Raw genomic sequence first — 21,129 nt, forward strand, 5'->3', positions numbered from 1 at the left:
CAAGCTGCGTCGGATTATCCACATGGCCGCGGCAGGGCATCGAATTGGTGTCCGCGGGCTGGGATCTTGGGTCCATGAACGAGTTGCCCAGACTGATATTGGCCCGTGAGCACATCCAGCAAGGCCTGACGCCGAAACAGCTGGCCGCCAAGTGCAGCTCCGGAGTGCTCGTCCGAATCCGGCACGGCGTATACGTCGACCGGACGTCCTGGCAGGCACTGGAGGAGTGGGAACGGCACCGCGTCCGGGTCAGCGCCGCGGCCGAGATGTTGATGGCGCCGACGGTTTTCGGCCGGCACTCGGCGGCCTCCGTCTGGAAGATTCCAACCATCGGTCGCCGCCACCCTGTCTGCGCCCTGACCACGCAGAACGACGGCGGGCGCTCGCGTGCCGGGATCAAGAGGCACTACGCCGCACCGGCCGGGTTGGAGGTCGTCCGGCGCGAAGGGCTTCTGGTCACCGGGAGGGTGCGGACCGTGCTGGACCTTGCCGCGTTCGCGCCGTTTGCGGAAGCGGTCGTTCCGCTGGACCATGTGCTCAAGGCAGACCGGGTCCAGGGTCTGCCGGCGCTCACGAAAGACACGCTCCTGGCTGGGATCGACGGCAACTACACCGCGGCTGCGGAACGGCGGATCCGGGTGGCGGTGGACTTCGCCGACGCGCGTTCGGGCTCGGCGGGGGAGTCCTACGGCCGGGCCCTGATGTGGATAGCCGGATTCGAACCGCCCGCGCTCCAGCACGAAATCCGTGACCACTCCGGGACCGCGGGCTACACGGACTACTACTGGGATACTGCCCGGGTGGCCGGTGAGTTCGACGGCGTCGTGAAGTACCTGAAGCCCGAGTACCTGAGGGGCCGGACCCCTTCGCAGGCCGTCGTCGACGAAAAGCTGAGGGAGGACCGCATCAGGGCCTCGGGGATCGGGGTCATCCGCTGGGTCTGGGCCGATCTGATGGCCGCCGGACAGCTGGAACGCAAGCTTGTCGCGGCGGGTGTGCCCCGCCGTCGTGCCCGCACTGCGCAGTGATTAGGACGCGCACCTTGCCCCTCGACGCGCAAATGCCCTGTCGCTACCGGAATTCCGGCAGCGACAGGGCATTTGCGCGTCGCCAGGCGATGTGCGCGTCGACAGATGGTTTGCGCGTCGGAACTACAGCACCCGGCTCAGGAACTCCTTGGTGCGCACATGCTGGGGGTTGGCGAGAACCTCGCGGGGATCGCCCGTTTCCACCACCACACCGCCGTCCATGAACGTCAGCCGGTCGCCCACTTCCCGGGCAAAGCCGATCTCGTGGGTCACCACGATCATGGTCATGCCCGACTTGGCGAGGTCTTTCATGACGTTCAGGACGTCGCCCACGAGCTCGGGGTCCAGCGCGGACGTGGGCTCGTCGAAGAGCATGAGTTCCGGATCCATGGCCAGGGCCCGGGCGATCGCCACCCGCTGCTGCTGGCCGCCGGAAAGCTGCGACGGATAGTGGTCGGCGCGGTCCGCCAGGCCCACCCGGTCCAGGAGCTCCAGGGCCCTCTTCCTGGCCGTTTCGCGGGACTGGCCCTTGACCTGGACCGGCGCTTCCATGATGTTGTACAGCGCGGTCTTGTGCGGGAACAGGTTGAACCGCTGGAACACCATGCCGATTTCGCGGCGCTGGGCGGCGATTTCCTTGGTCTTGAGGTCGTGGAGCCGGCCGTTGACCTCGCGGTAGCCGATCAGCTGGCCGCCCACGGAGATCCGGCCCGCGCTGATGGTCTCCAGCAGGTTTACGCACCGGAGCATGGTGGACTTGCCGGACCCGGACGGGCCGATCACCACGGACACCTCGCCCTGGTTGACCTCCAGGTCGATGCCGCGCAGCACGTGGTGCTGGCCGTAGTACTTGTGAAGGCCTTCGATCCGCACCAGCGGCTTCTCAGCTGTGATCGTCACTTTGCCTCCTCCTCGGGGAAGTCCATCTTCAGGGCCGTCTCCGCCTCGGCGCTCGGCGCCACAGCGGCGGCTGCCTTGGCGGCGGCCGGGTTGATCGCGGCAGGAGCCAGGTTGTCCACACCCTTGCCGTAGTAGGCCTCAATGTAGTGCTGGCCCACCATCAGCAGGCTGGTGATGACGAGGTACCAGATGGCCGCCACGATCAGCAGCGGCACGGGCAGATACGTCCGGTTGGCCAGGGTGTTCGTGGCAAACGTCAGATCCAGGGTGAACGGCACGGCCAGGACCAGGGACGTGGTCTTCAGCATACCGATGGTCTCGTTGCCGGTCGGCGGCACAATGACGCGCATGGCCTGCGGCAGGATGATCCGCCACATGATCTTGGTCTTGCCCATGCCCAGGGCCTCGGCGGCTTCCATCTGGCCGCGGTCCACGGACTTGAGGCCGGCCCGGAAGATCTCGGCAAGGTAGGCGGACTCATTCAGGCCCAGGCCCAGGATGGCCGCCGCCAGCGCGGTGATGACCGCGCTGGTGTCCATGCTGAACAGCTGGGGGCCGAACGGCACGCCGGCGCTGATCTTGGGATAAAGGACCGCGATCAGGCCCCAGAAGATCAGCTGGGTGTACACGGGGGTTCCGCGGAAGAACCATACCCAGGCCCAGCTGGACCAACGGAAGACCGGGTTCTCCGACTGGCGCATGAACGCCAGGAGGATGGCAAGTACGATGGCCAGGACCATCGAGGCTACTGTCAGGATCAGCGTCCAGCCGACGCCCTGGACCACTTTGACGTCAAGGATGTAGGTCCCGACGATGTCCCAGCGGAAGTTGGGGTTCGTGACCAGGCTCTGGACGAAGAGGGCCAGCACGCCGAGGATGATGATCGCGCTGATCCACCGGCCCGGATGCCGCACCGGGACCGCGTTGTTCAGTACCGGAGCTGCGGGGGTCTGCTGGTGGTCGTCCATCTGAGCACCTGATTTGTGGCTGGTAGCGGGAAGACTCAAGATCCGGCCGCCGGGTTGACCTCGGACTTGGTGAGGGCGCCGTCAGCGTTGCCCCACCCTGCCAGGATCTTCTTGTAGGAACCGTTCTCCATGAGCTTGGTGACGGTCTTCTGGATGACGTCGGCCCAGGCAGTGTCGGACTTGGCCACGGCGATGCCCTCGGGAGCAGCGTCATAGACGTCGCCGAGCTTCTCGATCTGGCCGTTGGTCTGGGTGACGGCGTAGCCAATGATCGGCGAATCGGCTGCCATGGCGTCGATGCTGCCGTTGACCAGCCGGGTGGTGATGTCCGTCTGGGTCTTGAGCGTGATCACGTTGATGGGCTGCTTGCCCTCCGCAGTGCATTTCTTGTTGCGGCCGGCGACATCGGGGTCCTCCTGCGTGGTTCCGGTCTGGACACCGATGGACTTGCCGCAGATGTCATCCAGGGAGAACTTCTTCGGGTTGCCCTTCTGCACGGCCCAGGCGGTCCCGGCGTTGAAGTAGCTGACCATGTTCACGGCGCTGAGCCGCTCGGCGTTGATGGTGAAGGAGGAGATGCCGAGGTCGTACTTCGGGCCCAGCGCCGGAAGGATGCCGGTGAACTCGGCGGTCTGCACCTGGACCTTCAGTCCCAGCGTGGCACCGATGGCCTTGGCGATGTCGACGTCGTAACCGACGGGGGTCTGTCCGTCGGTGCCGAGGAATTCCGCCGGGGCGTAGCTGGTGTCTGCTCCCACCGTCAGGGTGCCCTTGGCCTTGATGGCCGCGGGGACCATGGCCGCCAGGGCATCGTCCTTCTGGATAGTGGTGGGGTCAAAGCTGGCATTGGCGCTGCCGGACGGCGAGGCCGCGCTTGACGGGCCGGTTTCGGAGGCGTTGGTGCAGGCCGTGAGGGCCAATGCACCGACTGCGAGCACGGTGGCGGCCTTGAGCTTCGAGCTGCTCAGGAGCGAACGGGAAATCTGCATTTTCTTACCTTTTGTTTCAGGAGGGATGCGAAAACAAGTCGGTTCATAGTGTATCGCCGAACAAGAGATGTACGTCACAGAAAACTAAGTTTCACTATTGGATAACTAATTGGGGGTGAAAAGCAAGGGTTCCATGCGGGGCCATGTCTGCAATCCCGGACTTCTAGCTGTTGATGCCCAGCGATTCGAGCATCGGCCGGAACTTGGCCCAAGTTTCCGCGAGCTCGGCCTCGGGCACCGAGCCTTCGACGATGCCGCAGCCTGCATACAGCCGGACCGTCTGCTGCGATTCGATGACCGCGCCGCGCAGCGCGATGCCCCATTCGCCGTTGCCGGCAGCGTCGAGCCAGCCCACCGGTCCGGCATAGGGGCCGCGGTCCAGGTGTTCGAGTTTCCGGATGAGGGCCCCCGCCACGGTGGTCGGCGTCCCGCACACGGCGGCCGTGGGGTGCAGCGCGTTGATCAGCGCGAGGCAGGTGGGTACGTGCCCCTCCACCTCGGTCAGTTCGGCTTTCACATCCGAGGCCAGATGCCACACGTTCGGCAGTTCCAGGATGAACGGCTCGCTGTGGGCGTTCATCGCCTCGGAGAACGGGGCCAGCTGGGTGGTGAGCGACTGGATCGCAATGTCGTGTTCGTGCCGCTGCTTTTCGGAGCCGGCCAGCACGCGCTCGGCGAATTCCAGCGGCGAGCCGGCCATCCCCTCAGCGTCGCGGCGGTCCAGCGTCCCGGCCAGGACCCGGGCCTGGGCCGTGCGCCCCTCCACCTGGATCAGCATTTCGGGCGTGGAACCGACTAGGCCGTCGACGCCGTAGGTCCAGCATTCGCGGTAGCGCACGGCAAGCTGGCGCAGGATCTCGGCGGAGTTCACGCCGTCGGGCACGGTGGCGACGATATCGCGGGCCAGAACCAGCTTCTCCAGGGCGCCCGTGCGGATCTCCGCGACGCCCGCGGCCACGGCCGCCATCCAGTCCGCTTCGTTCAGTGAACCGGTGCTCAGGCTCGCTGCCGTCGGGTCAGCAGGGTCAGCGGGGGCGCCGGGGTCAGCGGGGACGACGTCGGATCCGGCCGCTGCGTCGGTCGCGGCGGGGGGTGCCTCCAGCCAGCGCTCCAGCGCCGCCCGGGCGCCTGCTTCGGTGAGTTCGCCGTCGTCGAACGTCAACTGGGTGAGCCAGGCGTTGCCGTCACGGAGTCCCACAACGATTTCGGGGACGATCAGCCGGGACTCATGCGCGGAAACCTTGGAGAAGGCGAAGGAGCCGAAGGCCACGGGGCCGGTACCGGGGCAGTCCACGGCGTCTTCGACGTCGGCCTCGAGGACCAGGTGGCGCCACCAGATGTCCGCTTCCAGGAAGCGCTCGGGGCCGGTGGCCGTGAAGCGGGCGATCTCCCCGAAACCCACCAGGCCGGCTTCGCGGCGGGTCCAGCAGAGGAGGTCGTCCCGGACCAGAAACGACGGCAGCCCCCCGGGGAATGTGTCTGCATCGAGGGGGACTGTCAAGGTACGGAACGTGCTCGTCATGATGAGACAACACTACTCCCGCCCCGGCCTGCGGCCCTGTTCAGCGCGTGGTTCGTGGGGGAGCCGATCATTTGAGACAATGTCATGGTGAACCGAGCATCCTTGGATAAGCGTCCCGACGAAGTAGCCACGATGTTTGACGACGTGGCCCCCAAATACGACGTCGTCAACGATGTCCTGTCCATGGGCCAGACCCGCCGCTGGCGCCGGATCGTGGTCGAGGCCATGGGCGTGTCGGCCGGCCAGCGCGTGCTGGACCTCGCCGCCGGCACCGGAACCTCCAGCGAGCCGTATGCCGACGCCGGCATCGATGTCATCGCCTGCGACTTCTCCCTCGGCATGCTCAAGGTCGGCAAGCGCCGCCGCCCGGACATCGACTTCATCGCCGGGGACGCCACCCGCCTGCCGTTCGCCGACAACACCTTTGATGCCAGCACCATCTCCTTCGGACTGCGCAACGTCAACGAGCCCAAGAAGGCCCTGGCCGAGATGCTCCGGGTCACCAAGCCCGGCGGCAAGGTGGTCATCGCGGAGTTCTCCCAGCCCGTCGTGCCGCTGTGGCGCACCATGTACACGGAGTACCTCATGCGGGCCCTGCCGGCCATCGCCGTCAAGGTCTCCTCCAACCCGGACGCCTACGTCTACCTCGCCGAGTCCATCCGCGCCTGGCCGGACCAGGACCACCTGGCCGCCTGGCTGCAGGAAGCCGGCTGGGAATCCGTGACCTACCGCAACCTGAGCGGCGGAATCGTCGCCGTGCACCGCGCCCAGAAGCCGGCCGGCCCGGCTGCCGGCGCGGCCGCACTCGCCGCCCACACGGGTCCCGTTGCCAAGCTGCGCCGCAACATCACCCGGCCCGCGCGTTAGCTGATACCTGCCGTGAAAGTACTGATCGTCGGAGCAGGCCCGGCCGGGTCCACCGCCGCCTACTACCTTGCGCGGGCCGGCGTCGATGTCACGGTGCTGGAGAAGACCAGCTTCCCCCGCGAGAAGGTCTGCGGCGACGGCCTCACGCCGCGTGCCGTCCGCGAAATCCAGAAGCTCGGGCTCCCGCATCCGGAAGCCGACGGCTGGCGCCGGAACAAGGGCCTGCGCCTGATCGCCGGCGGCCGCACGATCGAGCTTCCCTGGCCCGAGGTCTCCGATTTCCCCCAGTACGGGCTGATCCGCACCCGCCTGGGCTTCGACGAGGAACTGGCCCGGCACGCCCAGTCCGCGGGCGCCGTCGTGCTGGAACGCCACAGCGTCACCGAAGCTCTGCGTTCCGACGACGGCCGGGTCACCGGGGTCCGGGCCGCGCTGCTGGACGAATCCGGCCGCAAGAGCGGCGAGACGCGCGACTTCAGCGCCGACGTCGTCCTCGCCGCCGACGGAAACTCCAGCCGCACCGCGGTGTCCCTGGGCATCCGGAAGCGCGATGACCGCCCGCTCGGCGTCGCCGTCCGCACGTACTTCACCAGCCCGCGGCACGACGACGACTGGATGGAAGGCTGGCTGGAGCTTCGTTCGCCGGCTTCCCACGCCTCGCACGCTCGGCGCGGGGCCCGCGCCGGCTCTCTTGGCCGCGACGGCAAGCTCCTGCCCGGCTACGGCTGGGTGTTCGGCGTCGGCGACGGCACCTCCAACGTCGGGCTGGGCATCCTGAACTCCTCCAAGGACTTCGGCAAGCTCGACTACAAACAGGTCCTGCGCGAATGGACCGCCGGGATGCCCGCAGAGTGGGGCTTCACGCCGGAGAACCAGGTCGGCGAAATCCGCGGCGCCGCGCTGCCCATGGGCTTCAACCGCACGCCCCACTACTCGCCTGGCCTGCTGCTCCTCGGCGACGCCGGCGGCATGGTTTCCCCGTTCAACGGCGAGGGCATCTCCTACGCCATGGAATCGGCCCGGTTCGCGGCCGAGTTCATCATCGACGGCGCCGCACGGCAGCGCGCCGGCGCTTGGGCCTCCGGCTCCGCGGCCGACGCCCACCTTTCCCGGTACGCGGACTATGTGCGGGACCAGTGGGGCTCGCATTTCACGCTGGGCCGGGCCTTCGCAGCCCTGATCGGCAAACCTGCAGTGATGAAACTGGCCCTCCGGACGGGCATGCCCATCCCTGTGCTGATGCGGTTCGTCGTGCGGATGCTGGCCAACCTCACGGATCCTGCGGCGAAAAGCTTCGAAGACCGCGTCATCCGGATGCTCGAACTGCTTGCCCCCGCCACGTCCAACCAGGCACTGTCCAGCGCGGACAGCTCTTCGCACTCCAGCACCAACTCCGCGGTTTCCGCAACAAAAGTTAGGGTTAACCCGTGACCAACTCCGCAGACCAAAGCTGGACGCACGCCGGGCACGGCCTGCCGGGCGCTGAACCCGACCTCAACACCACCGCGATTGCCACCGGGCTCCAGCTGCCGGCCGGGTTCGCGGCCATCGCGGGGGACCCGGAACTGGGCCCCGCGCTCACCACCAATCTCGCGCGGGTGGAAAAGAAGCTGCGCGAAGCCATCGCCAACTCCGATCCGCTGGCGGACGCAACGTCGCGTCACCTCGTGGAAGCCGGCGGCAAGCGTATCCGGCCCCTCCTGACGCTGCTCTGCGCCCACCTTGGCGACGCCTCCCTGCCCGCTGTGGTGCAGGCCGCCGTCGTCGTTGAACTGACGCACCTCGCGACCCTGTACCACGACGACGTCATGGACTCCGCTCCCTTCCGCCGCGGCGCCCCCACGGCGCACGAGGTGTGGGGCAACTCCGTGGCGGTCCTCACCGGGGACCTGATCTTCGCCCGGGCGTCGATCCTGGTCTCCGAGCTCGGATCCCGCGCGCTCGGCATCCAGGCGCGCACCTTCGAGCGGCTGTGCCTGGGCCAGCTCCACGAGACGGTCGGACCGCGGCCGGACGAGGACCCGGTGGAGCACTACCTCTCCGTCATCGCAGACAAGACCGGCTCGCTCGTGGCCGCCTCCGGGCAGCTCGGCGCGATCTTCTCCGGCGCCGACGAGGCTTACGAAGCCCTGCTCGTCGAATACGGCGAGAAAGTGGGCGTCGCCTTCCAGCTGGCCGACGACGTCATCGACGTCACCGGTATCAAGGTCAAATCCGGAAAGTCCCCGGGCACGGACCTGCGCGAAGGCGTTCCGACCCTGCCGGTGTTGCTGCTGCGCAACGCCGCCCGCGACGGCGACCAGTCCGCCGTCGAGCTGCTGCAGCTGATCGACGGCGACCTCAGCTCGGACGAGGCTCTCGCCGCAGCTGTGGCCGGACTGCGCGAACACCCCGTCACCGCCCAGTCCTGGATTGTGGCACGCACCTGGGCCGACGAGGCCATCGCCGCCCTCGCCCCGCTGCCCGAGGGCGTCGTGAAGGCGTCGCTGACCAGCTTCGCCCGGGCCGTGGTGGAACGCAGCAGCTAAGCGCCTCCGCCGTCGACGTCGGTCCGCGACGGCACAGCCGTTTTGCCGCCGACGAGCGGGTTCTGCCGGTCTGGTGCCCGCGTTAAGGTCTGGTGCCCGCGTTAAACGGAATGGCCCCGGTTCTTCACAACGTTCGAGTCTTCCGTTGTGTGGAACCGGGGCCATTTCTCCGTTCGCATCAGGTCCACCGGAGGCATTTGATGAACCTAAGAAAGAGACTATGACAGTTTTGTCATGCTGTCTAGCGGTTTTGTAAATTGATTGACAGGGGTTTCCTGGCCGGGGCTTACGCCTTCCCGGGGCACTTTGAGTGCCTCTGAGCCCTTGCCCGGCTGGTCCGCGGGCGTTTCCGTGCCTAAGTTCCCCTCGGCCGGGCCTGGGTTGTCTGGCGGCATGCCTTTCCCCAATTGATCCCGCAGCATACCGGCGGCAGAGTGCTCCTCGGCCGCGCAGTTTGTTGGCTGGCACGGCCGCGGTCCAACACAGCTGTGCGGGGCCCGGCGGCCCCGGGGCGCTTTGCCAGTGTCCATCCGCCCTGGCCGTGTCAGGGTTTGTTCGGCCAGTCGTTTTCCACATATCCCAGCCGCGGTCGGCCCGACGGGCCTTCGGCAGGGCACATTGGCGGAATGAACGTTGCCAATTATCTTGCCGCACGGGGAGGCACCGCCACCGCTGCTGACCTTGGAAAGGCCGGACTGAGCCGCCACCGGATATCCACAGCCGTGGCAGACGGGACCATAGTGCGAATTCGCCGCGGTCAATACGGACTGCCGCAGGATCCCAGCGCATACCGGGCCGCGTGCGAAGTGAAGGGGCTGCTGACTTGCTTGTCGGCGGCTCCGGACTACGGTTTGTGGACTTTGGTGCCGGCGCAACGCCTGCATGTGTGTGTCGGCCACCGGACGGCGCCGCCCGACTCCATGGCACATGGCCGTTGCCGGCATCCTCGACACCCGTGGCTACCTGTGGCCGGACTAGCAGACGTCCTGATCCACGCACTCCACTGCCTTCCTGAGCTGGAAGCCCTAGTCATGGTGCAGTGTGCTGTGGGACGCGGAGACATCAGCCTGGCTTTCCTGCGCAGCAAACTCGGAGGTAACCGAAATGGCCGGGCAAGGGCGGTGCTGGACCTGGTCATTCCCAGGGCCGATTCGCCGCTGGAAGTTCTGGCAAACACCGCGTTTTGCCGGGCCGGCCTGTATGTCCGACGGCATGTGGAGATCCCCGGGGTGGGCGAGGTGGACTTTCTTGTTGAGGACTTCCTCGTGGTGGAAACGGACGGCGAATCGCATCTAGCGCCCGGGCAGGTGAAGAAAGACCGCGGGCGGAACAACGCGAGCATCGTCGGCGGCTACCTGGTTCTCAGGTTCGGCTACGACCTCGTGGTCCACCACCCCGAGAGGATGCTTGCGCAGGTCCTCGCGGTGCTGGAGTTGTGGCGTCGGGGTGGCTTCCACCCGTGAAGAGCCGGCCGTGGTGGCCGTCTGGGGGTGGCCGTCTGGGCCCGTGATACTCCAGCAGCGACGGTCGCGGCCGCCGTCCGGGGGATACTTTGACACCTGACTCGGGATTTCTGGGCTCAGTGGCGGTGTGTTCGTGCCAAAGTGCCCCCGGGCGGTCGGAGGTTGTCATCAGGGACGTGTGCTGCGAATGAAGTTCAGATTGAGGGGAGACCCCGGGGTAGGCGTCTTTCAGGTCGAACCCGCTGGAGAGGATCGAGACTAGCCGGCGCCACACCAGGGCCTCAGAAGTGATGCCGCCCCTGTACCGCGAGGACATTTGAGACTGACGGCCTGTCTCGTTGCGGGTTGTCGACCGGTAGGTGGAAGCCGCCGTCCGGGGCTACATTGGCGCATCAACCGGGGATTCCCGGGCCAGGCGTCGGCGTGTCCGTGTCAAAGTGCCCCCGGACCGCCAAGCCCCCGGACCGCCCGGACCGCCGAGCCCCCGCCGAGCCCCCGCGAAGCCCCCGCCAAGCCCGGGGGAGGAACGGCTAGTCCTCGTCCTCGTCGTTGAAGGCCCACTCAAACATGTCAAACACGAACTCGGAGAACGTGCCCTCTTCGCTCTTCCACTGGCCGCGGGCATTGTTGCGGCGCCACACGATGGGATCCGGAACCCCCAGGTCCCCGACACGGAAGCCCCAGGTGAACTGCTCTTCCTCGTCCTCGAGGAACATCAGGAAGCCCTCGTCGTCGACTTCGAGCTCTTCGGGGTCCCAAAAGTAGTGGTAGGCCTCCATGAGGTCCTCGCAGCCGCCGAGGGCCTGGTAGAACTCGCGCAGCACCAGCGGGATTTCGAACTGGTGCTCGGCGAGGGCCGAGTCGAGCTCGTCAGCCGGGAGGCCGTCTTCTTCCTGCCATTCGTCTTCGAGATACTTCGGGACAAGCGCGCGGAATTTCTCGAGGAACATGTCAGTCATGCTCTTATCCTAGCCAATTCTCAGCTGTCGGATTCCGCAGGGTCCAGGCCGAGACGGTGCCAGCCGCGGACCGCCAGGGGAACGTACCAGTGACGCCGCCAGGCCGTGACCCGGAACGCGAAAACCACGGCCGCAACGGCGCTTGCCGTCACCGCATTGAAGGCGCCGGAAATGGACAGGACCGCCGTCAGGGCCGCCCCCACGAACGCCGGCAGCGCATAAAGATCCTTGGGGTCGAACAGCCGGGGTACCTCATTGGCCGTGATGTCCCGCAGCAGGCCCCCGCCCACCGCCGTCGTGACCCCCAGCAGGACCGCCGCGAGGGGGTTCATCCCCGCGGCGAGGGCCTTCAACGTGCCGGTGATGCAGAACAGGGCGAGCCCGCCGGCGTCGAACAGGACCAGCAGCGAGGTGTAGCGCTGGAGGCCGGAGAACAGGAAGTACACCAGCACCGCGGCGAGCAGCGGCGGGGCCAGATAGGCCGGGTTCGTGAACGCTGCGGGCGGCCCGGCGTTGAGGATGATGTCCCGGATGACGCCCCCGCCGAGGCTGACCACCGACGCCAGCAGGACGGAGCCAATAATGTCGAACTGCTTGCGCGCCGCGAGCAGCGAACCCGAGACGGCGAAGAAGAAGACGCCGGCGAGGTCAAGCCAGACCAGGACAAGGCTGAAGGAAAAAGTCATGGAGCGTCCCGGTCGATAGCAAGGGGGCGGATAGGGCGGCTCCAAGGTTACGCTAACGGCTATGAATAGCCCCATCCTGATCGCCTGCGCCCACGGCACCTCCAGCCCGCTCGGAGCCGCGGAGGTCAACGCGCTCCGGGACGGCATCGCCGCACTGCGCCCCGGGCTCGACGTCCGCGAGGCCTACGTCGACGTGCAGGACCCCGACTTGCCGGCCGTCGTGGCGGGCCTTCCGGAGGGGGCGGCCGCCGTCGTGGTGCCGCTGCTGCTCAGTGTGGGCTACCACGTGAAGGTGGATATCGCGCGGGCGGTCAAGAGTAGGCCGGACACGTTCGCGGCCGCCCCGCTGGGGCCGGACCCGCGGCTTGCGGCCCTGCTGGACGTCCGGCTCCGGGAAGCTGGCGTCAAGGGCGAAGACGCCGTGGTCCTCGCCGCTGCGGGGTCCTCCGACCCCGCGGCAGCGCAGAATGTCGAGGAACTCGCAGGCCAGCTCCGCGCCCTGCGTTCCAACCGCGTCGTCGCCGCGTACGGCGCTTCCGCCACCCCCTCAGTGCCCGACGCCGTGGCCATGCTCCGCGAGGAGGCGGCGGGCGGCGCCGGAGCGGGGAAGTCGGCAGGGGGAGTGGACGTGGGCGGACGCGTCGTGATTGCCTCCTACCTCCTCGCCCCCGGCTTCTTCCACGACCAGCTGGCCAAGGCCGGCGCGGACCTCGTCACGGCCGCGCTCCTGCCCTCGCCGGTGCTTGCCGAGATCGCCCTGGAACGCTACGACGCGGCGCTCGCAGCCGCGCCCCGGTCCCCGGCCTGAAGCGCCGAAACCATGCACAGCAACCCCGCCGGTTCAAGGCTCGCCGGGGCTTCGTGACGAAATGTTGCCCTAGGTGACCTGTTGTTTCCGACCCTTTGTGACGGCCTTCCGGCCGCCCCTACAGTCGATGCATGACTGATACAGCTCTAGCCGGAGCGTCCCTGGACCAGGCTGCCGGAGGCCGCACCACGCGCCCCACGTCCCGCCCCGCAGCGAAGCCCCACGGGCAGTGGAAAGTGGACGGCACGGCGCCGCTGAACGCCAACGAAACCTGGAAACAGGAAGACAACGGCCTGAACGTCCGCGAGCGCATCGAGTCCGTGTATTCCAAGCACGGCTTCGATTCCATCGACGGCACGGACCTGCACGGCCGCTTCCGCTGGTGGGGGCTCTACACGCAGCGCAAGCCCGGGATCGACGGCGGCAAGACCGCCACGCTCGAGCCCCACGAGCTTGAGGACAAGTACTTCATGCTCCGCGTCAGGATCGACGGCGGCGCCCTCACCACCGGGCAGCTGCGCGTCATCGGCCAGATCTCCGTGGACTTCGCCCGTGACTCCGCGGACCTCACGGACCGCCAGAACATCCAGCTGCACTGGATCCGGGTGGAGGACGTGCCGGAAATCTGGCGCCGGCTCGAGGCCGTGGGCCTGTCCACCACGGAAGCCTGCGGCGATGTTCCCCGCGTCATCCTGGGCTCCCCGGTCGCCGGTATCGCCAAGGACGAGATCATCGACCCCACGCCGCTCATCCAGGAACTGGCCGAGCGCTTCATCGGCGATCCCGAGCTGGCGAACCTGCCCCGCAAGTACAAGACCGCCATCACCGGCCACCCCAGCCAGGATGTGGTCCACGAGATCAACGACTTCGGCCTGGTGGGCATGGTCCACCCCGAACTCGGCGTCGGCTATGACCTCTGGGTGGGCGGCGCGCTCGCCACGAACCCGATGCTCGCCAAGCGCCTGGGCGCGTTCGTCAGGCCCGAGGAAGCCGCCGAGGTCTGGCTCGGCGTCACAAGCATCTTCCGGGACTACGGCTACCGGCGCATGCGCACCAAGGCCCGCCTGAAGTTCCTGCTCGCAGACTGGGGACCGGAGAAATTCCGGCAGATCCTCGAGGACGAGTACCTCGGCTACAAACTCTCCGACGGTCCGGCCGCGCCCAAACCCACCACCCCCGGAGACCACATCGGCGTGCACGAGCAGAAGGACGGCAAGTTCTTCATCGGCGCCACCCCGCTGGCCGGCCGCCTCGCCGGCAGCCAGCTAGTCAAGCTCGCCGACACCCTGGAAGCCCGCGGCTCACTGCGGCTGCGCACCACTCCGCACCAGAAGATTGTGGTCCTGGACGTGCCCAAGGACGAGGTGGAGCCGCTCGTGGCCGAACTGGACGCACTGGGCCTCTCCGCCCGGCCGTCCGTGTTCCGCCGCGGCACCATCGCCTGCACCGGGATCGAGTACTGCAAACTCGCCATCGTCGAAACCAAGGTCACGGCCGCCACCGCCGTCGCCGAGCTGGAACGCCGCCTCGCCGACCTCTCGGACAGCGGCCAGCTGCCCCACGCGCTGTCCCTGCACATCAACGGCTGCCCCAACTCCTGCGCCCGCATCCAGACCGCGGACATCGGGCTCAAGGGCATGATGCTGCCCACGCCCGACGGCGACCCCACCCCCGGCTTCCAGGTCCACCTCGGCGGCGGGCTGGCTTCCTCGGACCGCGAGGAAGCAGGTTTGGGCCGTACCGTCCGCGGCCTCAAGGTCTACGTCGAGGACCTCCCCGACTACGTGGAGCGTGTTGTCCGGAAGTTCGTCGCCGACCGCGCCGAGGGCCAGACCTTCGCGGAGTGGGCCCACGCCGCGGAAGAGGGTGATCTCCAGTGAGCGTTGCACTCCGCACCCATGCCGAGCTCAAGGCACTCGCCGAGGCCGGCGCCGCCGAACTCGGCTGGGACGCCCCGGCCCGGGACGTCATCGCCTGGGTGGCCCGGAACTTCGAGCTGCCCGCGCTCGCCGTCGCGTGCTCCATGGCCGACGCCGTCCTGCCGGCGCTCGTCGCGGACCAGCTACCCGGCGTCGACGTCCTGTTCCTCGAGACCGGCTACCACTTCCCGGAAACCTACGCGACGCGCGACGCGGTGGCAGCGAACCTGCACGTCAACGTCGTGGACGTCCTGCCGGAAAACACCGTGGAGCAACAGGACCGGCTCCTGGGCAAGGACCTGTTCGCCCGAGACCCGGCCCAGTGCTGCGCCCTGCGCAAGGTGGCGCCGCTGCGGCGAACCCTCGCCGGCTACGAGCTCTGGTTCACCGGCGTGCGCCGCGACGAGGCGCCCACCCGCACCAACACGCCGCTGGTCACCTGGGACGAGGCCAACGGCCTGGTCAAGGTCAACCCGGTGGCGGCGTGGAGCTTCGACCAGGTGGTGCAGTACTCCGACGACAGCTTCCTCCCCGTCAACCCGCTGCTTTCACAGGGCTACCCGTCCATTGGCTGCCAGCCCTGCACCCGCAAGGTGGCGCCCGGCGATGACCCCCGCGCCGGACGCTGGGCAGGAACCGACAAGACAGAATGCGGACTTCACGTATGAGCAACTTGAGCACGACGACGATGGTCACCACCGCCTCCACAGCAGATGCCGCCCCCGTCACCAACGAGGACCTGGAGCTGTCTGGGCTGGACAACGAGGCTGCTGGGACGCCGATTGCCGCCCCGGGAGTGGCATCGGGCCTGTCGGAGCCGCGCGCTGGGCTGATCGAAGATCAGCCGCGCGGCGCAGGGGCGGGGGCGGCAATCGGCGTCGCAGCCCCGGGCCGCCTCTCCAGCCTCGACACTCTGGAATCGGAAGCGATTCACATCATCCGCGAGGTTGTCGCCGAGTTTGAGAAGCCGGCGCTGCTGTTCTCCGGCGGCAAGGACTCTGTGGTCATGCTGCACCTGGCCACGAAGGCCTTCTGGCCCGGCAAAGTGCCGTTCCCGGTGCTGCACGTGGACACCGGGCACAACTTCCCCGAAGTCATCGAGTTCCGCGACCGGACCGTCGAACGGCTGGGTCTCAAGCTCGTCGTCGGCTCCGTCCAGGACTTCATCGATTCCGGTGAGCTGGCCGAGCGCGCGGACGGCACGCGCAACCCGCTGCAGACCGTCCCGCTGCTGGACGCGATCCAGCGCAACAAGTTCGACGCCGTGTTTGGCGGCGGCCGCCGCGACGAGGACAAGGCCCGGGCCAAGGAACGGATCCTGAGCCTGCGCGACGAGTTTGGCCAGTGGGACCCGCGCAACCAGCGCCCCGAGCTGTGGAACCTGTACAACGGCCGGCACACCGTGGGCCAGCACGTCCGGGCCTTCCCGATCAGCAACTGGACCGAACTGGATGTGTGGCGCTACATCGAGCGCGAAAACATCGACCTGCCGGGCCTCTACTACGCGCACGAGCGCGAGGTCTTTGCCCGCGACGGCATGTGGCGCGCCGTGGGCGAGGTTTCCCAACCGCTCGACCACGAGGACGTCATCACCAAGACCGTCCGCTACCGGACCGTCGGCGACATGTCCTGCACCGGCGCCGTCGCATCGGGCGCCGCCACGGTGCGCGAGGTCGTCATTGAGGTTGCCGCCTCCACCATCACCGAACGTGGCGCCACCCGGGCCGATGACCGGATCTCCGAGGCCGCCATGGAAGACCGCAAGAAGGACGGCTATTTCTAATGAGCACTGACACTTTCCTCAGCGCCCCGGACCTGGCTTCCGCGGCGCTGCCCACCACCTTGTTCCGCTTCGCCACCGCCGGTTCCGTCGATGACGGCAAGTCCACCCTGGTGGGCCGGCTGCTGCACGACTCGAAGGCGATCCTCGCCGACCAGCTCGACGCCGTCGCCCGCACCTCAGCGGACCGCGGCTTCGGCGGTTCGGCCGGCGGGATCGACCTCGCCCTGCTGACTGACGGTCTCCGCGCGGAACGGGAACAGGGCATCACCATCGATGTCGCCTACCGCTACTTCGCCACGGACCGCCGCAGCTTCATCCTCGCGGACTGCCCCGGGCACGTGCAGTACACCAAGAACACGGTGACCGGCGCGTCCACCGCGGATGCCGTCGTCGTGCTCATCGACGCCCGCAAGGGTGTCCTGGAGCAGACCCGCCGGCACCTGTCCGTGCTGCAGCTGCTGCGCGTGGCGCACGTAATCGTCGCCGTGAACAAGATCGACCTCGTGGACTTCAGCGAGGACGTATTCCGCGAAATCGAGGCGGACGTCCAGCAGGTGGGGCGCGAGCTCGGCCTCGGGCGTGAAGAACCACATACCGGCGGCATCGCCGATCTTTTCGTCATCCCCGTGTCCGCGCTTGACGGCGACAACGTCGTGGACCGCTCGGACCGCACGTCCTGGTACGAGGGTCCGGCGCTGCTGGAAGTCCTCGAGACCTTGCCGGCCGCCGACGAGCTCGAGAGCCACCTGGAGAGCTTCCGGTTCCCCGTGCAGCTGGTCGTCCGGCCGCAGGGCGCCCTGGCTCCCGACGCCGTCGCCGGCGGACTGGACGCGGAGGCGTACCGGGATTACCGGGCCTACGCCGGCCAGATCACCGAAGGCTCGGTGAAGCTGGGGGACCAGGTCAGCGTCCTGACCCCGGGCCAGGCCCCGCGCACCACCACCGTGACCGGCATCGACTTTGCCGGCCGCGAACTCGACGAGGCCGTCGCGCCGCAGTCCGTGGCCCTGCGCCTGGCCGACGAGTTCGACGTCGCCCGCGGTGACACGATTGCGGCCGCCGGGACGATCCGGGAGGCCTCGGCCGATCTGTACGCGGCCCTGTGCTGGCTGTCCCCGAAGCCGCTGCGCGAGGGCGCCAAGGTGCTGGTCAAGCACGGCACCCGGACCGTCCAGGCCCTCGTCCGGAACGTCACCGGCAAAGTGGACCTCGCGAGCTTCGGCCTGGAGCCCACCACCATGCTGGAACTCAACGACATCGGCCACGCCCAGCTCCGGCTCGCGGCCCCGCTGCCGCTGGAGAACTACCTGCACCACCGGCGCACGGGCGCGTTCCTGGTGATCGACCCGCTGGACGGCAACACGCTCGCCGCAGGCCTGGTCAACGACCACCCCGGCGACCACGAGGACGAGCGCTACTCGATCTAACGCCGAGGTCGCCCGGACGCCGCGAGGTCGCCGGACGCCGCGAGGTCGCCCGGACGCCGCGAGGTCGCCGGAAATGCACGAGGTCGCCGGAAACATACGGCGACCTCGTGCGTTTCCCGCGAACCCGGCGTCCGGCGGTGTCCTTGCCACCCTGCCGCCGGACCGCGATCATCGTCATGGGAGGGCAGACCGGTGGAAGTCATGAACAGCCGGCTCATCAGCTGGGCATCGATCCTGGATGACGCGACCCGCGACCAGGCCCTGGCCACGGCAACGCTGCCCATCATCTATCCGCATCTGGCGCTGATGCCGGACGCCCACCTGGGTCTGGGCGCCACCGTCGGATCCGTCATCCCCACCCTTGGCGCCGTCATCCCCTCGGCCGTGGGCGTTGACATCGGCTGCGGCATGATCGCCGTCCGCACGCAGTATGCACTCAAAGAGTTGCCCAAGGACCGGAAACCGCTGCGGGAGGGCATCGAGCACGCCATCCCGCTGTCCGCCGGCCACGTCAACCGCAGAATCAGCCCCACCGCCGCACCCCGGATTGCCGAACTGCGGCGCATGGCAGCCGGCGCGCACTTCGACCCCGCCCGGTACGCCGCGAACTGGGCGCTCCAACTGGGATCGCTGGGCTCGGGCAGCCACTTCATCGAGGTGTGCGCGGATGAAACCGACGCCGTCTGGCTGTTCCTGCATTCGGGTTCCCGCGGCGTCGGCAACAAGCTCGCGCAGCGGCACATCGGCGAGGCCCGGAGCATGACGACGAGCCAGCACATCGCCCTGCCGCACCCGGACCTGGCCTACCTCAAAGAGGGCACCCCGGAATTCGACCGTTACATCCGGGAGCTCCGCTGGGCCCAGCACTTCGCCCTCCTGAACCGCGAGGAGATGATGGACCGGGTGGTCCGGCAGTTTGAACTCTGGATCGGCGGCTCCGTCCGCGAGGCCGAACGGATCAACTGCCACCACAACTTCACCGCGAAGGAATGGCATTACGGCAAGTCCGTCTGGGTCTCGCGCAAGGGGGCCATCCGGGCCGAAGCGGGGGACCCCGGGCTGATTCCCGGTTCCATGGGCACCGCGTCGTACGTCGTTGTCGGGCTGGGGAACCGAGTGTCCCTGAACTCCTCGCCGCACGGCGCCGGGCGGGAATACTCACGGAACGCCGCGAAGAAGGCCTTTTCCCTGGCCCAGCTGAAGACCGCCATGCGGGGCATCGAATTCCGTCCCAGCGAGGCCTTCATCGACGAGATCCCGGCGGCCTACAAACCCATCGACCAGGTGATGCGCGACTCCGCGGACCTCGTCAAAATACGGCACAAGCACCGGCAACTCGTCAACGTTAAAGGCAACTGATCCGGTGATGAGCCCTATCGCGGCCCCGCATATGACGCTGCATGAACCCGTGTGCCCCCGGGTTTCCGGGCCGTTGAACCGTGAACACGGCAGTCCCGATGGTGAACCAAGGACAACGACGGATCGGCTCACCAACGGCCCCCGCGACGAGTTCCGGGGGCCGAACAACATCATCCGCTCCAGCGAAGCAGCGGTATTCAACGGGAGCCACCTCCCCGGCCGTTCTGCGGAGCAACTGGCCCATGGACGGACGGTGCCCGCAGATTGCACCGCAATGCGAACCAGGACGAGGGGACCATCGGGGGCTGGGCCCAAGATTTTCTGAAGGTCCCGTACTTAGCGTCGGCCATATGGGGAATTACCAACTCGGCTCTCACCAGCGCTATCGGAAGCGGTTCGCACAACAGCGGCGCCCGAAGCTCCTCTCCTCCGCGGCACTGTGCGCCTTGGCCGCGGGACCGTGACGGTGGGAAACAGGCTGCCGTCTTCTGGCGCCCTATGTGACGTTCCATGAACCCGCGTGACCCCCGGTTTCCGGACCGTTGAACCGCGTTCATGACGCTCCCTAAGGTGAATGAATGACGACAAAGGACTGGTTCCCCGACCTCCCCCGCAGGGACTCGCAGGGGCGATGTCGCCGGCGCTGACCATCCAGCCCGGCAATTCCGCACACACCCCAGAACAGGACTTCACCCATGTCACGCACCCCCGAAAACCCCGTGCCCGGCTCGCAGCCTGGCAGCCAGCACGGCACCCAGCCCGGCATCACCCGGATCGTCGCTGGCAAGACCGCCAAACCCAAGCGCAAGCGCACGCTGGAGATCGGCCTGGCCGCAGGGCTTGTGCTCCTGATCGGAGCGGGCGCCGCTGTAGCATCCTCGCTGTCCCGCAGCCCGGAAACTGCTTCGGCGGCAGCCGCCACGGACAGCGGTCCGGCCGCCGAGCTCAAGCTCGGGTACTTCGGCAACATCACGCACGCCCCGGCCCTCGTGGGGGTCAGTAAGGGCCTGTTCGCCAAGAGCCTGGGCGCGACCAAGCTCAGCACCCAGGTCTTCAACGCCGGCCCCGCCGCGATCGAAGCCCTCAATGCCGGCGCCATCGACGCCACCTACATCGGGCCCAACCCGGCCATCAACTCCTACGTCAAGAGCAAGGGCGAATCCATCAGCATCATCGCCGGTGCCGCTTCCGGCGGAGCGCAGTTGGTGGTCAGGCCAGGGATCACCTCGGCCGCGGATCTGAAGGGCAAGACGCTCGCGACGCCGCAGCTCGGCGGCACGCAGGACGTGGCCCTCCGCGCCTGGCTCGGCAAGCAGGGCTTCAAGACGAACACTGACGGCAGCGGCGACGTCGCCATCAACCCCAGTGAGAACGCCCAGACCCTGAAGTTGTTCCAGGACGGAAAGCTCGACGGCGCGTGGCTGCCGGAGCCCTGGGCCTCCCGCCTGGTGCTCCAGGCCGGAGCGAAGGTCCTCGTCGATGAAAAGGACCTGTGGGACAAGGGCGAATTCACCACCACCGTCCTGATCGTCAACAAGAAGTTCGCGGCCGACCACCCGGCCACGGTATTGGCACTGCTGAAGGGCCACGTCGAATCCGTGGACTGGCTCAACTCCGCGCCCGCAGCGGAGAAGGCCAGCGTCCTCAACGCCGCGCTCAAGGCATCCGCCGGGTCCGCGCTGCCGGCCGACGTCATCGACCGGTCCCTGAAAAACATTGTCTTCACCGTCGATCCGCTTGCCGGAACGTATAAGAAGCTGCTCCAGGACGGGGTGGACGCCGGCACCACCAAGCAGGCCGACATCAACGGCATTTGCGACCTCACGGCACTGAACAGCGTCCTGGCAACGAATGCCGCCGGCACCAGGGCCTCCGCGGGCGGGCTGGGCAAGGACTAGTCCTGCGCCCGGTCCCACCCGTCAT

18 protein-coding genes and 1 pseudogene are annotated in these 21,129 nt (G+C 67.7%); 13 read left to right on the top strand and 6 right to left on the bottom strand.

Annotated features, from left to right (window positions below):
- Positions 1 to 74 precede the first annotated feature (74 nt).
- Positions 75 to 1,028 (top strand): hypothetical protein, encoded by a 954-nt coding sequence (locus tag AC1DES_RS01295; RefSeq protein ID WP_476893882.1) that lies wholly within the window; start codon positions 75 to 77, stop codon positions 1,026 to 1,028.
- A gap of 123 nt (positions 1,029 to 1,151) precedes the next feature.
- Here the strand turns inward: AC1DES_RS01295 and AC1DES_RS01300 are convergent, their stop codons facing one another.
- From AC1DES_RS01300 to AC1DES_RS01315, 4 genes are all read right to left on the bottom strand, one after another.
- A complete protein-coding gene (locus AC1DES_RS01300; RefSeq protein ID WP_476893883.1) occupies positions 1,152 to 1,928 on the bottom strand; it encodes an amino acid ABC transporter ATP-binding protein in 777 nt (258 codons plus the stop codon).
- Complete coding sequence (locus AC1DES_RS01305; protein ID WP_476893884.1) at positions 1,925 to 2,896, bottom strand: amino acid ABC transporter permease; 972 nt, start codon at positions 2,894 to 2,896, stop codon at positions 1,925 to 1,927. Before AC1DES_RS01305 ends, AC1DES_RS01300 begins: the two co-directional genes overlap by 4 nt.
- Before the next feature lie 35 nt (positions 2,897 to 2,931).
- Positions 2,932 to 3,885 (bottom strand): ABC transporter substrate-binding protein, encoded by a 954-nt coding sequence (locus AC1DES_RS01310; protein WP_476893885.1) that lies wholly within the window; start codon positions 3,883 to 3,885, stop codon positions 2,932 to 2,934.
- A 163-nt stretch (positions 3,886 to 4,048) separates the two neighbouring features.
- A complete protein-coding gene (locus AC1DES_RS01315) occupies positions 4,049 to 5,407 on the bottom strand; it encodes an isochorismate synthase (RefSeq protein WP_476893886.1) in 1,359 nt (452 codons plus the stop codon).
- An 87-nt stretch (positions 5,408 to 5,494) separates the two neighbouring features.
- Between AC1DES_RS01315 and AC1DES_RS01320 the strand changes: the two genes are divergently transcribed.
- The 5 genes and pseudogenes from AC1DES_RS01320 (at position 5,495) to AC1DES_RS01340 (ending at position 10,265) form a co-directional block, all read left to right on the top strand.
- Complete coding sequence (locus AC1DES_RS01320) at positions 5,495 to 6,274, top strand: demethylmenaquinone methyltransferase (RefSeq protein ID WP_476894210.1); 780 nt, start codon at positions 5,495 to 5,497, stop codon at positions 6,272 to 6,274.
- Between the two features lie 12 nt (positions 6,275 to 6,286).
- Positions 6,287 to 7,705, top strand: coding sequence for a geranylgeranyl reductase family protein (locus AC1DES_RS01325; RefSeq protein ID WP_476893887.1), 1,419 nt, complete (start codon positions 6,287 to 6,289; stop codon positions 7,703 to 7,705).
- Positions 7,702 to 8,802 carry a polyprenyl synthetase family protein gene (locus tag AC1DES_RS01330; protein ID WP_476893888.1) on the top strand — a complete coding sequence of 367 codons (1,101 nt, stop codon included), beginning with the start codon at positions 7,702 to 7,704 and terminating at the stop codon, positions 8,800 to 8,802. The genes AC1DES_RS01325 and AC1DES_RS01330 overlap by 4 nt, the downstream gene beginning before the upstream one ends.
- A gap of 626 nt (positions 8,803 to 9,428) precedes the next feature.
- Positions 9,429 to 9,563 (top strand): annotated as a pseudogene (locus tag AC1DES_RS01335) (type IV toxin-antitoxin system AbiEi family antitoxin domain-containing protein); the annotation flags it as partial.
- Between the two features lie 204 nt (positions 9,564 to 9,767).
- Positions 9,768 to 10,265, top strand: coding sequence for an endonuclease domain-containing protein (locus tag AC1DES_RS01340; protein ID WP_476894211.1), 498 nt, complete (start codon positions 9,768 to 9,770; stop codon positions 10,263 to 10,265).
- 530 nt (positions 10,266 to 10,795) lie between these two features.
- Here the strand turns inward: AC1DES_RS01340 and AC1DES_RS01345 are convergent.
- Both AC1DES_RS01345 and AC1DES_RS01350 read right to left on the bottom strand, forming a co-directional pair.
- Complete coding sequence (locus AC1DES_RS01345; protein WP_476893889.1) at positions 10,796 to 11,224, bottom strand: hypothetical protein; 429 nt, start codon at positions 11,222 to 11,224, stop codon at positions 10,796 to 10,798.
- 20 nt (positions 11,225 to 11,244) lie between these two features.
- Positions 11,245 to 11,910, bottom strand: coding sequence for a trimeric intracellular cation channel family protein (locus AC1DES_RS01350; protein WP_476893890.1), 666 nt, complete (start codon positions 11,908 to 11,910; stop codon positions 11,245 to 11,247).
- A 61-nt stretch (positions 11,911 to 11,971) separates the two neighbouring features.
- Between AC1DES_RS01350 and AC1DES_RS01355 the strand changes: the two genes are divergently transcribed.
- The 7 genes from AC1DES_RS01355 (at position 11,972) to AC1DES_RS01385 (ending at position 21,104) form a co-directional block, all read left to right on the top strand.
- A complete protein-coding gene (locus AC1DES_RS01355) occupies positions 11,972 to 12,718 on the top strand; it encodes a sirohydrochlorin chelatase (protein ID WP_476893891.1) in 747 nt (248 codons plus the stop codon).
- Positions 12,719 to 12,849: 131 nt separating this feature from the next.
- The gene (locus AC1DES_RS01360; protein WP_476893892.1) at positions 12,850 to 14,598 is read left to right on the top strand and encodes a nitrite/sulfite reductase; all 1,749 of its coding nucleotides are present in this window, start codon (positions 12,850 to 12,852) and stop codon (positions 14,596 to 14,598) included.
- Positions 14,595 to 15,305, top strand: coding sequence for a phosphoadenylyl-sulfate reductase (locus tag AC1DES_RS01365; RefSeq protein WP_476893893.1), 711 nt, complete (start codon positions 14,595 to 14,597; stop codon positions 15,303 to 15,305). Before AC1DES_RS01360 ends, AC1DES_RS01365 begins: the two co-directional genes overlap by 4 nt.
- Positions 15,302 to 16,420 carry a sulfate adenylyltransferase subunit CysD gene (cysD, locus tag AC1DES_RS01370; RefSeq protein ID WP_476893894.1) on the top strand — a complete coding sequence of 373 codons (1,119 nt, stop codon included), beginning with the start codon at positions 15,302 to 15,304 and terminating at the stop codon, positions 16,418 to 16,420. Before AC1DES_RS01365 ends, cysD begins: the two co-directional genes overlap by 4 nt.
- Positions 16,420 to 17,847: a sulfate adenylyltransferase subunit 1 gene (locus AC1DES_RS01375; protein WP_476893895.1), complete on the top strand. Its 1,428-nt coding sequence runs from the start codon at positions 16,420 to 16,422 to the stop codon at positions 17,845 to 17,847. The genes cysD and AC1DES_RS01375 overlap by 1 nt, the downstream gene beginning before the upstream one ends.
- A 192-nt stretch (positions 17,848 to 18,039) precedes the next feature.
- The gene (locus tag AC1DES_RS01380) at positions 18,040 to 19,206 is read left to right on the top strand and encodes an RtcB family protein (RefSeq protein WP_476893896.1); all 1,167 of its coding nucleotides are present in this window, start codon (positions 18,040 to 18,042) and stop codon (positions 19,204 to 19,206) included.
- A 695-nt stretch (positions 19,207 to 19,901) separates the two neighbouring features.
- The gene (locus tag AC1DES_RS01385; RefSeq protein ID WP_476893897.1) at positions 19,902 to 21,104 is read left to right on the top strand and encodes an ABC transporter substrate-binding protein; all 1,203 of its coding nucleotides are present in this window, start codon (positions 19,902 to 19,904) and stop codon (positions 21,102 to 21,104) included.
- The last annotated feature ends 25 nt before the right edge of the window (positions 21,105 to 21,129 follow it).

It is taken from the genome of Arthrobacter sp. 05T442 (genome assembly GCF_056395945.1).